At 70.5% G+C, this 11,442-nt stretch carries 9 protein-coding genes; 6 read left to right on the top strand and 3 right to left on the bottom strand.

Annotated features, from left to right (window positions below; genetic code table 11):
- Positions 1 to 9: 9 nt before the first annotated feature.
- The 4 genes from IE264_RS16355 to IE264_RS16370 are packed head-to-tail and all read left to right on the top strand — an operon-like array spanning position 10 to position 4,215.
- The gene (locus IE264_RS16355; RefSeq protein ID WP_032754345.1) at positions 10 to 1,380 is read left to right on the top strand and encodes an ABC transporter substrate-binding protein; all 1,371 of its coding nucleotides are present in this window, start codon (positions 10 to 12) and stop codon (positions 1,378 to 1,380) included.
- The gene (locus tag IE264_RS16360; RefSeq protein ID WP_015606787.1) at positions 1,377 to 2,342 is read left to right on the top strand and encodes a carbohydrate ABC transporter permease; all 966 of its coding nucleotides are present in this window, start codon (positions 1,377 to 1,379) and stop codon (positions 2,340 to 2,342) included. Before IE264_RS16355 ends, IE264_RS16360 begins: the two co-directional genes overlap by 4 nt.
- On the top strand, positions 2,339 to 3,229 hold the full coding sequence (locus IE264_RS16365; RefSeq protein WP_015606786.1) for a carbohydrate ABC transporter permease: 891 nt from the start codon (positions 2,339 to 2,341) through the stop codon (positions 3,227 to 3,229). The genes IE264_RS16360 and IE264_RS16365 overlap by 4 nt, the downstream gene beginning before the upstream one ends.
- A complete protein-coding gene (locus IE264_RS16370; RefSeq protein ID WP_015606785.1) occupies positions 3,226 to 4,215 on the top strand; it encodes a zinc-dependent alcohol dehydrogenase family protein in 990 nt (329 codons plus the stop codon). The genes IE264_RS16365 and IE264_RS16370 overlap by 4 nt, the downstream gene beginning before the upstream one ends.
- 583 nt (positions 4,216 to 4,798) lie before the next feature.
- Here IE264_RS16370 and IE264_RS16375 read toward each other — a convergent pair.
- Positions 4,799 to 6,991, bottom strand: coding sequence for a discoidin domain-containing protein (locus IE264_RS16375; protein ID WP_015606784.1), 2,193 nt, complete (start codon positions 6,989 to 6,991; stop codon positions 4,799 to 4,801).
- A 355-nt stretch (positions 6,992 to 7,346) separates the two neighbouring features.
- Here IE264_RS16375 and IE264_RS16380 point away from each other — a divergent pair, with 355 nt between their 5' ends.
- Positions 7,347 to 9,080: a discoidin domain-containing protein gene (locus tag IE264_RS16380; RefSeq protein WP_015606783.1), complete on the top strand. Its 1,734-nt coding sequence runs from the start codon at positions 7,347 to 7,349 to the stop codon at positions 9,078 to 9,080.
- Between the two features lie 72 nt (positions 9,081 to 9,152).
- Here IE264_RS16380 and IE264_RS16385 read toward each other — a convergent pair whose 3' ends face one another.
- Positions 9,153 to 10,124 carry a DUF3048 domain-containing protein gene (locus tag IE264_RS16385; protein ID WP_051821695.1) on the bottom strand — a complete coding sequence of 324 codons (972 nt, stop codon included), beginning with the start codon at positions 10,122 to 10,124 and terminating at the stop codon, positions 9,153 to 9,155.
- Between the two features lie 291 nt (positions 10,125 to 10,415).
- On the opposite strand from IE264_RS16385, the gene IE264_RS16390 reads away from it, so the two are divergent.
- Complete coding sequence (locus IE264_RS16390; RefSeq protein ID WP_015606781.1) at positions 10,416 to 10,862, top strand: hypothetical protein; 447 nt, start codon at positions 10,416 to 10,418, stop codon at positions 10,860 to 10,862.
- Between the two features lie 31 nt (positions 10,863 to 10,893).
- Here the strand turns inward: IE264_RS16390 and IE264_RS16395 are convergent, their stop codons facing one another.
- Entirely contained in the window at positions 10,894 to 11,442 is a 549-nt protein-coding gene (locus tag IE264_RS16395; RefSeq protein WP_032754350.1) for a hypothetical protein, read from the bottom strand.

Here is an 11,442-nt window from a genome sequence, read left to right on the forward strand (position 1 = left end):
GGAGTCCCCATGCGCCACCACCCCCGCCGACGACACGGACCACACCGCCTGCCGCGCACCGGCGCCGCGGCCGCGGCACTCGCCCTCCTCGCCGCCGGCTGCGCCGGAGCGGGCGGGACCTCCTTCGGGGGAGGCGACGCCCTCAACGTCCTGATGGTGAACAACCCGCAGATGGTCGAACTCCAGAAGCTGACGAAGGAGCACTTCACCAAGGAGACCGGCATCACCGTCCACTTCACGGTGCTGCCCGAGAACGACGTCCGGGACAAGATCAGCCAGGACTACTCCAACCAGGCCGGCCAGTACGACATCGCCACCATCTCCAACTTCGAGCTCCCCTTCTTCGCCGAGAACGGCTGGCTGCGCCCGCTGGACGAGTACGTCGACGCCGATCCGGACTTCGACCAGCAGGACATCCTCCCGCCGCTGCGCGAGTCGCTGACCCACAAGGACGGCAAGCTCTACGCCCAGCCCTTCTACGGCGAGTCCTCCTTCCTGATGTACCGCAAGGACGTCTTCGAGAAGGAAGGGCTCACCATGCCCGCCGAGCCGACCTGGAAGGAGGTCGCCGAACTCGCCGCGAAGACCGACGGGTCGCAGCGCGGGATGAAGGGCATCTGCCTGCGCGGGCTGCCCGGCTGGGGCGAGGTCATCGCCCCGCTCACCACCGTCGTCAACACCATGGGCGGCACCTGGTTCACCGAGGACTGGCAACCGCAGCTGACCTCACCGGAGTTCAAGAAGGCCACCAAGTTCTACGTCGACCTGGTGCGCGAACACGGAGAGCTCGGCGCCCCGCAGTCCGGGTACGCCGAATGCCTCAACAACATGACCCAGGGCAAGACCGCCATGTGGTACGACGCCACCGCGGGCGCCGGATCACTGGAGGCCAAGGGCTCCCCGGTGAAGGGCAGGATCGGGTACGTACCGGCGCCCGTCGAGCAGACCGAGAGCTCCGGCTGGCTCTACACCTGGGCCTGGGGCATGCAGAACGCCTCCAAGAAGGCCGACGACGCCTGGAAGTTCATCTCCTGGGCCTCCGGCAAGGAGTACGAGGAGCTCGTCGGCGCCACCAGCGGCTGGTCCAACGTCCCCGCCGGGAAACGCGCTTCGACCTACGCCCACCCCGACTACCGCAAGGAGGCAGGGGCGTTCGCCGACGTCACCCAGCAGGCCATCTCCGCGGCCGACCCCAACAACCCCGGCACCCAGCCGCGCCCCACGGCGGGCATCCAGTTCGTCGGCGTACCGGAGTTCACCGACCTGGGCACCAAGGTCGCACAGGAGATCAGCGCCGCCATCGCGGGCCGCCAGTCGGTGGACGCCGCACTCGCCGCCTCCCAGAAGCTGGCCGAGAAGGTCGCGGAGGAGTACCGATGACCACCACCACCGCCGTGCGGCCCACCCCACCCCGGCCGGCCCCGGCCGCCCAGCGCCCCACGGGCAGCAGAGCCCGCGCCTGGGCCACCCGAGCACCCCTCCTGCCCGCCCTCGTCTTCCTCATAGCCGTCACCCAACTGCCCTTCGTGGCAACGCTGGTGATCTCCTTCTTCGACTGGAACTCGCTCAAGCCGGACCAGCGCCACTTCACCGGATTCGCCAACTACAGCTCCGTCTTCACCGACCCCGCCCTGCGCGAATCGGTCCTGACCACCGTCCTGCTCACCGCCACCGTGGTGATCGCCAGCGTCGTCCTCGGCCTCGCCTTCGCCCTGCTCCTGGACCGCACCTTCTTCGGCCGGGGCTTCGTCCGCACCCTGCTCATCACCCCGTTCCTGATCGTGCCGGTCTCTGCGGCGCTGCTCTGGAAACACGCGCTCTACAACCCCGAGTACGGGCTCTTCAACGGGGCGCTCAGCTGGTTCGGGAACCTCTTCGGGATCGAGGGGATCGCCCAGCCGGAGTGGACCTCCGAGATGCCGCTGATGGCCGTCGCCGCCGCCCTCGTCTGGCAGTGGACCCCGTTCATGATGCTGATCCTGCTGGCCGGGCTGCAGAGCCGCCCCGCCGAGATGATGGAGGCCGCCCGGCTCGACGGCGCGGGCCCCTGGCAGATGTTCCGCTTCCTGACCCTGCCCCACCTGCGCCGCTACCTCGAACTCGGCGTCCTGCTGGGCTCGGTGTACATCGTGCAGAACTTCGACGCCGTGTTCACCATCACCGCGGGCGGCCTCGGCACCGCCAACCTCCCGTACACCGTCTACGAGACCTTCTACCGGGCCCATGAGTACGGACTCGCGTCCGCCGTGGGTGTGGTCGTGGTGATCGGCACCGTGATCATCGCGACCTTCGCGCTCCGGGTGGTCTCCTCCCTCTTCCGTGAGGAGGCGAGCCGCGCATGAGCGCCTCGACCGCACCACCGCCCCGCACCCCCGCCACCTCGAAGAAGCCACGGCCCACGGGAAGCGCCCGCAGGCGCTCCACCGCACTGGGCCTGGCCGCCTGGGCCGTCGGCATCGTCTTCTGCCTGCCCGCCCTCTGGATGGTGCTGACCTCCTTCCACTCGGAGGCCGACGCGGCGACCAACCCGCCCTCACTGGCGGCCTCGCTGACGCTCGACGGCTACCGGACGTTCTTCGGCGGCGACGGCGGCCCGACCCCCTGGCCCCCGCTGGTCAACTCCCTCACCGCGTCGGTGTTCTCCACCCTCCTGGTGCTCCTGCTGGCGCTGCCCGCCGCGTACGCGCTCTCCATCCGGCCGGTGCGCAAGTGGACCGACGTGATGTTCTTCTTCCTCTCCACCAAGATGCTGCCGGTGGTCGCCGGGCTGCTGCCGGTCTACCTGTTCGCGAAGAACACCGGGCTCCTGGACAACATCTGGCTGCTCGTCCTGCTCTACACCTCGATGAACCTGCCGATCGCGGTGTGGATGATGCAGTCCTTCCTCGCCGACGTCCCGGTCTCCATCATCGAGGCGGCCCAGGTCGACGGGGCGAGGCTGCCCACCGTGCTGGGCCGGGTCGTCGCCCCGGTCGCCGCCCCCGGCATCGCCGCCACGGCCCTGATCTGCTTCATCTTCAGCTGGAACGAGCTGTTGTTCGCCCGGGTGCTGACCGGCGTGGTCGCCGGGACGGCACCCGTCCACCTGACCACCTTCGTCACCAGCCAGGGCCTCTTCCTCGCCCAGCTGTGCGCGGCGTCGGTGGTCGTGTCCCTGCCGGTGCTCATCGCCGGCTACGCCGCCCAGGACAAACTCGTCCAGGGCCTTTCACTGGGAGCAGTCAAATGAGGGCAGCCATCGTCGAGGCCCCCGGCAAGGTGTCCGTCACCACGGTCGAGGACCCCACGCCCGGCCGGCGTGACGTGGTCGTGAAGGTGGCGTCCTGCGGGCTCTGCGGCACCGATCTGCACATTCTCCAGGGGGAGTTCGCCCCCACCCTGCCGATCGTCCCCGGCCACGAGTTCGCCGGGGAGATCGTCGCCGTCGGCAACGACGTCACCGAACTGGCCGTCGGCGACAAGGTGGCCGTCGACCCCTCGCTGCACTGCCACGAGTGCCGCTACTGCCGCTCCGGCCGCGGCAACCTCTGCGACAACTGGGCCGCGATCGGCGTCACCGTCCCCGGCGGGGCGGCCGAATTCGCCGTCGCCCCGGTCGCCAACTGCGTCAAGCTGCCCGAACACATCGACGTCACCGACGCGGCCCTCATCGAACCGCTCTCCTGCGCCGTACGCGGGTACGACGTCCTGAAGAGCAACCTGGGCTCCGAGGTGCTGATCTACGGCTCCGGGACGATGGGCCTGATGATGCTGGAGCTGGCCAAGCGCACGGGCGCCGCGTCGGTGGAGGTGCTGGACGTCAACGCCCAGCGCCTGGAGACCGCGAAGCTCCTCGGCTGCACGGGAGCGGCCGCCCGGGCCGAGGAGTTCGACCGCCCGGGCGGCTGGGACGTGGTCATCGACGCCACCGGCAACGCGGGGGCCATCCAGGACGGCCTGGGCCGGGTCGCCAAGGGCGGCACCTTCCTCCAGTTCGGGGTGGCGGACTACGCCACCACCGCGGTCATCGAGCCGTACCGGATCTACAACCAGGAGATCACCATCACCGGTTCGATGGCGGTCCTGCACAGCTACGAGCGGGCCGCCGCGCTCTTCGCGAGCGGGGTGCTGGACCCGGCCGTCTTCATCAGCGACCGGCTGCCGCTGGAGCAGTACCCGCAGGCGATCGACCAGTTCAAGGCCGGGGTGGGGCGCAAGATCGTGGTGCAGCCCTAGCGCGCGGGGTGCGAGGGACGGCCCCGGTCGGCGGACCTTCCGGTCAGCGGCCGGGCAGGGAAGTGCCGGCGGCGAGCAGAAGTGTGTCCGGTGCGGCGCGGATGAAGGTGCTGTCGTCGGGGGTGACCAGGGTGAAGAGATGCAGCCCCGCCCCCGCGACCGTGATGTCGTACGGCTCGTACGGGAAGCCGGCGCGGTCGTACGGATCCCTGCGGGGTCATCGAGAGCGATCGCCGGCCCGCCGCTTCGTAGAAGAGGGCCGGCGGACCGTCCCCGTGCTCGTCCAGGGTGTAGCCGGTCGTGTCCCAGCTCGCCTCCATCCCCTCGTCGCGAGCGATGAGGAGGGCGCCGCGGCCGTTGGAGGTCCCGGTGCCACCGGGAATCCACGGCGAGAACACGCCGTCGGATTCGTCTTCGCCGGAGGCGCACCGGAGCTCGGGCCAGCGGCTGAGCCATGACGTGAGAAACCGGTCCACCACGGCGGCGGACGGTCACGTCCGCCGGAGGGCGCCCACGGTCTGCGGGGTGAGCCGGTCCGGGCCGCCGGACACCGGACCGGCTCACCTGCCTCACACCGTGCGGATCAGGGGAAGTTGACGACGGTCGAAGGGATCGTCGACGTTCCCGAGGTGGGGGAGCCGATGTTGTTGATCACGTGCTGGTACTGGCCGTTGCCGCCGAGCGAGACGACCAGCAGGTTGTGGAACTTCACGCCCGGTTTCACCGGGGCCTTGAAGCCGTGTTCCTGGATGATCGTCGGGTCGACGTTGTAGTAGCAGTAGCTGCCCAGACCCCAGCCCTCGTGCTGGTTCACGGAGTCGTCGACCCGGTAGGCCGCGTACCCCTTCGTGCTGCCGTTCTGGATGGCCGCCTGGTTGGGTGCGTCGTACGCCTTCTCGTTCTGGAAGAAGATCGTCCGGCCGCGCTCGCCGTACCACTCCACGTCGTACTTGTTGAAGTGTTCGACGAACAGGCCGGTGGCCAGGACGTCGTCGCCGTTGACGCGGACGCCGTAGTCGGCCCGGTTGGTCTCCCAGCCCCAGCCCTCGCCGTGGTCGGCGCGCCAGATCCAGGTGTGGTCGATGATGACGTCGTCGCTGTTGACCACCAGGCTGGTGGTCGCCTTGCCGGGGCCCGCGCCGCCGATGCGGATGAACACGTCCTGCACGGTGGTGGGGTTGACCGAGTGGTCGGTGGAGGCGCCCTGAGGGCCGACCTCCAGCAGGGTGGACGAGTTGACCGGTCCGGCGTCGATGAGGAAGCCGGCCAGCTTCACCCCGTCGACGTCGGCGACCTTCATCGCGGTCACCCCGTTGTCCGGGATGATCGTGGCGAGGCCGAGACCGAGGACGACGGTGTTGGCGCGGTTCACGTTGATGGTCTGGTCGATGTGGTAGACACCGGGCGTGAACAGCAGGTTGAGGCCCTGGGCGAGCGCCGCGTTGATGGTCGCCGCGGTGGCGCCCTGCTTGACGACGTAGAAGCGGTTCAGCGGGATGGACTCACCCTGCTGGTTCCCGCTGTCCCACGAGACGCCGCGCGCGTTGACACGCTTCGCCGGGACGAAGACCTTGTACTCGTTGCCGTCCAGGTAGAGGAACGGCTTCTCGCGCGAGATCGGAGTGGTGTCCAGCGTGGTGTACGGCGGGTTCGGGTAGCTGGACGCGGGCGCGCCCTGCACACCGGAGAAGGTCATGTTCCAGACCGCGTTGGTCCAGCCGCCCACCGAGCTGTCGCGGGTGTACCACTGCTGCTGGGAGTACGGGCCCACGGTGCCGTCGATCTTGCTGTCGGCGATGTAGCCGCCGCTGGCCCAGCCGTATCCGTCGGGCGCCAGGTTGAGCCCGCCCTTGATGTGCATACGGCGGAAGGGCGCGGCCTGGGAGACGGCCCAGCGGTTGGTGCCGTTGACCGGGTTGAGCGTGAGGTTCTCCGCCGAGCGCCAGAAGTTCTGCGTGGCGTTCCCGTCGAACCAGCCCGCGTCCACGGTCACATCGCCGTTGAACGTGGTGGCGTTGGGGTTGAGGCCGAGGCCGGCGATCTGGGTGTAGAACCCGATCTGCGCGTTGATGTTGTTGTACGTACCGGGCTTGAAGAGCAGCGCATGCCGTCCGGAGCCGAACTGCGCGGACTCCTGCTGCCGGAAGATCTCGTCGACCTTGCCCTGGATGTTCGGCGTGGAGGGGTCGAAGACATGGACGTTCGGGCCGAGGTCACCGCCGCCGGGAATCTCCGGGCCGCCGCCCCCGTCCCGCGTACCGAAGACCTTGAACTCCCAGAGGGAGTAGCCGTATCCGGTGGCGCGCTCCGTGCCGGTCAGGCGTACGTAGCGGGCCTCGCCGGAGACGGTGAGCGTCTCGTTCCCGCCCTGGCTGGTGGTGGTGCTGTACGCGGTCGTCCAGTTGGTGCCGTTGGTGGAGAGCTCGATGCGGTAGCTCTTCGCGTGCGCGGCCTCCCAGGCGAGCTCGACCCGGCTGAGGGCGGCCGGGGAGCCGAGGTCGATCCGTATCCACTGCGGGTCGGAGAAGGCGCTGGACCAGCGCGTCCCGCCGTTCCCGTCGACCGCGTTGCCCGCGGCCGTGCCGCCGTTCTCCTCGCTGGAGGCGGTCGTCGGGCTGCCCTGGGAGAGCAGGACGGGGGCGGCCTGGGCCGGGGCGGCCTGAGCCACTCCGAGCAGGGCCGCGACCAGCGCGGTCACCAGCGCGAAGCCGAGGCCGCGCCATCGGTGGAGTGCGGCCATCGGGGGCCGCGAGGGTCTGACGAGGGCAACAGACATGTCCTGGTCTCCTGAGGTGTCATATGTGCGGGGGCGGAGGTGGGGGGCGGGCGCAGCTCCCACGGGAAGGAGAGAGCGCTCTCTCGGTAGCCGAATGATTCTCCCGCGTTTCGGCCACGTCAAGAGTTGTGCACAGGATCGGTGCGATCGGCCTCCGGAGGCGCTTGATGTTTCATCTCCTGAAAGCACACGGGCAGTTGGTGGAGTTCTGTGACGACAAGTCGGGTGACGATCGACCGGCTGCCGGGCCAACTGCTCCGCAACCCCTTGACGGTTGACGCGGCTCCCGCCACTCTCCCCCTTGCGGGGGGAGCGCTCTCTCGGCCCAACCTCCGCTACAGAGCAAGGAGTTCCCATGAATGCCCGTGGAACACCACGGCTTCGAGGCGCCCTGGCCGTCATGGCCGCGGTGGCCCTCCTGTTCACCCTCTCGGCGGCGCTCGCCCCGGAGCGGGCCGTCGCCGCGGCCGTCCTCGTCTCCCAGGGGAAACCGGCCACCGCCTCCAGCGCCGAAGGTCCCTTCACCGCCCCCAACGCCGTGGACGGCAACCCGGCGACCCGCTGGTCCAGCGAGTTCACCGACGACCAGTGGATCCGCATCGACCTCGGCACGAGCACCGCGGTCGGCCAGGTCGTGCTGAACTGGGAGGCCGCGTACGCCAGGGGCTACCGGATCGAGCTCTCCGCCAACGGCACCGACTGGACGACGATCCACTCCACCACCACCGGCACCGGAGGCGTCGAGACCCTCACCGTCTCGGGGACCGGACGCTACATCCGGCTGCTGGGCACCCAGCGCGCCACCCCGTGGGGCTACTCCCTCCACGAGTTCCAGGTCTACTCCACCACCGGCGGCAACAACCCCGGCGGTGACGTCCTGCTCTCGTACGGCAAGGCCGGATCCGCCTCCACCTCCCAGCACGACGGCACCTGCTGGGAGTGCGGCCCGGACAAGGCCTTCGACCGGGACCCCGCGAGCCGCTGGGCCACCAGCCCCGAGGGCGGCTGGACCGACCCCGGCTGGATCGCCGTCGACCTCGGCGCCCCCGCCCAGATCAACCGGGTGGTCCTCCAGTGGGACCCGGCCTACGCCAGGGCCTACCGGATCGAGGTCTCCGACAACGGCGCCGACTGGCGGACGATCCACCAGACCGCCTCCGGCACCGGCTTCAAGGAGACGCTCGACGTCAGCGGCACCGGCCGGCACGTACGGCTGTACGCCACCCAGCGCAGCGGTCAATACGGCTACTCGCTCTGGGAGTTCCAGGTCTGGGGCACCGGCGGAGCGCCGATCCCCGCCCCGCCGCTGCCCGCCGACCCCACGTACGACCGGCTGGTCTTCAGCGACGAGTTCAACGGCCCCGCCGGTGCCGCACCCGACCCGGCCAAGTGGGTCCCGGAGACCGGAACCGGACCCAACAACGAGCTGGAGTACTACACGGACAACAAGAACGCCGCCCAGGACGGCAACGGCTCCCTCGTCCTGGAGGCCCGCCGGGAGGCGACACCGGGATCGGCCTGCCCGCCCGACCCGCTGAGCGGAAGCACCACGTGCCAGTACACCTCGGCGCGGCTCAACACCTACGGGAAGTTCCAGTTCACCTACGGCCGGGTCGAGGCGCGCATCAAGGTCTCCGGCACCCAGGGGCTCTGGCCCGCGTTCTGGATGCTGGGCGCGGACTACTTCGACAAGGGCCGCCCGTGGCCCTACACCGGTGAGATCGACATCATGGAACACGTCGGCAAGGAGCCGAAGACCGCCTACTCCACCCTGCACGCCCCCGCCTACAACGGCGCGGCCGGCTACGGAGGCCCCCACACCCTGCCCGGGGGCGCGGACTACGCCGACGACTTCCACACCTTCGCCGTGGACTGGAACAGCACCGGCATGACGTTCCGGGTCGACGGCCAGGTGTCGTTCCGGGTCGACCGGGACGAGCTGGAGCGCACCCGCGGACCCTGGGTGTTCGACCACGACTTCTTCCTGATCCTCAACAACGCGGTCGGGGGTGACTGGCCGGGTCCGCCGGACACCACCACCCGCTTCCCGCAGAAGCTGAGCGTCGACTACATCAAGGTCTGGCAGTAGCAGGGCCTCACCAGGGGCGCGGTCCGGGTCACCGTCGGTGGCCGGGGCCGCGCCCCGCCGCACCCGGAAGCCTCAGCGGGGCGCGTAAACGATCCACAGGGGCCCGGGGGCCAGGTCGATCCGCTCGCCGTCCGGGGTGGTGAACGCCGTGTCCGCGTCCGCCGAGGGGCGCGCCCACCGGGCCTCGTACGCCTTCCCGTCCCGCAGGACGTGCGCGGTCCCCGAGCCCACGGTCTCGGTGAACGGGGTGTTGTTCCCCGACCGGTCCCCGAAGGCCGAAGGGCGTACGGTCACGTCCTGCACGATCACCGTGGCGGCCCCGAGCCGCCCTCCCTCGCTCGTCCGGGCGGGGGAGCCGTCCATGGAGACCAGCCACCGCTCGCGCTCGGCGGACCAGGTGAAGGTGGTGCGCGCGGACGGGAAGCGGACCGTACGGCTCTCCTCGGCCCTTCCGCCGGGCGGCGCCGGGCCGAACCTCAGCCCCAGCGCCTCCACGGCCTCGGTCCCGGAAGCGGCGTACGGGATCCTCTCCGGCCGGAGGTACAGATTGTGCGGGGCCGGCCGCTCCGGCCCCCGGAAGTAGGCCCGGGGCGCGGCCGACGGCGGTACGGCGTCGAGGGGCGCCCGGTCGATGGCCGGGAGGAGCCTGCTCTGGGCCCCGGAGAAGGCGAGCACCGGCCGGTCGAACTGGCGCAGCAGCTCCAGATCGGTCTCCCGGGCGCTGCGGACCGGCCCGATCACCGGCGGCAGCTCGGAGGAGTAGACCGCGAGGAGCCGGCTGAGACCGGCCTCCACCTGTTCGACATAGACGATGTCCGCCTGGTCGAGACCGGTCTGCGGCCGGGCGGGCGCCACATTGTCGATCTTCACGGCGAGCACTTTCGCGTCCGCTCCCGTCCCGGACGGGCTGCTGCTCCGGCTCTCGGGCCCCGAGCCGTCCCCGCCCGTGCATCCGGCCGCGAGGAGGACCAGGAGGAGCATGGTGAGCAGCGCGGCGGCCGGTGTCCTCGATCGGGCTGATGCGTTCGATCGGGCTACGGACATGGCGACCGCCCTTCCGGGGCACCGGCCGGCCGTCCCGGCGGAGGGCTGCCGCGTCGCTGCCCTCTCTCCATCATCACGCACGGGGCCCGCTCACGGTTGCGTCCGCCGCCCGTACCCGCCCCCGAGGCCCCCGCGCGCCCCGGCAGGCCACCGCCCCCTCGGCCGACATGGCTGGAAATGCACTGTGCCGCGCGCTCGATTCCGCTTCCGATGGGACCGTTGGCTCTCTACGGTTGCACCAGCGGCGCTCTACGTGTCCGTACGGTGACGGGTGAGGCAGAGGGGGGTCCGGTGGAAGCCGAGTTGACGGCACTGGCGGCATCGGGTGCGACGGCCTTCGTGGGGCTGATGGCCACCGAGGCGTGGAACCAGGCACGCGGACGGGTGGCCCGGTTCCTGGCGCGGGGCGAGGACAGCGAGGCCGTGGACGCCGAGCTGGAGGAGTCCCGCGAGGAACTGATCGCGGCGCGCCGGAGCGGCGACGAGGACGGCGCCGCGGACGTGACGGCCGAGTGGCGGATCAGGATCCGCCGTGCCCTGCGGGACAATCCGGAGGCGGCGGACGAGCTCAGGGGGCTGCTCGACGAGCTGGCCCCCCTGCAGCCGACCGGTACCACCGTGTCGATCACGAACAACACCATCAGCGGGGGCCACTACAACGGTCCGGTGCTCATGGCCCAGACGATCCACGACGGCGTGCACGGGGCAGCGCGGCGGCAGGGACCGGGCACCCCGTGAGCACCTCGGGCCACCCCGGCCCGACCGGTCCTCATGCCCCGGCCGTCAGCCCGTGCCGGCAGATCGGGCAGCGGTCCCTGCCGTCCCAGTCGTCCCAGCCGAAGGACTCCGGCGAGAACGTCCGGTCCTCCAACTCCCTCCGCACCGCTACCCGGTAGGTCCAGACCCGGTCGAGGTAGGGGTGGTAGGCGTCGTGGAAGGCGGCGGAGGTGTGCCCGGCGCCCGTGCCCACCACGCGCTGGACCGCGCGCAGTTGCGCGAACATCGCCTGCCCGGCGCCGGCCACGTCGGCCGACGCGTCGATGAAGAACCGCTCGCGCACCTCGTGGACGGCCGCCTCGCCCAGGGCGGCGCGGGCGGCCCGGTCCGGGTCGGTGGAGGGGTCCTGGTCCTGGGCGATCTGCCGCAGCCGGGCGTGGCAGTCCCCGACGGCGGAGATGAACTCGATGTACACCGCGCGCCGCCGGTCCGCCGCCCCGCGGCTCTTCTCATGGCGCTGGCGCAGATGGTCGGCCAGTACGGTCCCCGAGATGGCGATGAAGCCACCGCTGACCGTCGCGACGAGCGTCCCCCAGTCCAC

The organism is Streptomyces microflavus (assembly GCF_014650075.1).
GTDB classification, from domain to species: Bacteria; Actinomycetota; Actinomycetes; order Streptomycetales; family Streptomycetaceae; genus Streptomyces; species Streptomyces microflavus.

Excerpts from the sequence above, each read along its gene's own strand:
- IE264_RS16355 (WP_032754345.1), top strand. The coding sequence starts at position 10 with ATGCGCCACCACCCCCGCCGACGACACGGACCACACCGCCTGCCGCGC.
- IE264_RS16360 (WP_015606787.1), top strand. The coding sequence starts at position 1,377 with ATGACCACCACCACCGCCGTGCGGCCCACCCCACCCCGGCCGGCCCCG.
- IE264_RS16365 (WP_015606786.1), top strand. The coding sequence starts at position 2,339 with ATGAGCGCCTCGACCGCACCACCGCCCCGCACCCCCGCCACCTCGAAG.
- IE264_RS16370 (WP_015606785.1), top strand. The coding sequence starts at position 3,226 with ATGAGGGCAGCCATCGTCGAGGCCCCCGGCAAGGTGTCCGTCACCACG.
- IE264_RS16375 (WP_015606784.1), bottom strand. The coding sequence starts at position 6,991 with ATGTCTGTTGCCCTCGTCAGACCCTCGCGGCCCCCGATGGCCGCACTC.
- IE264_RS16380 (WP_015606783.1), top strand. The coding sequence starts at position 7,347 with ATGAATGCCCGTGGAACACCACGGCTTCGAGGCGCCCTGGCCGTCATG.
- IE264_RS16385 (WP_051821695.1), bottom strand. The coding sequence starts at position 10,124 with ATGTCCGTAGCCCGATCGAACGCATCAGCCCGATCGAGGACACCGGCC.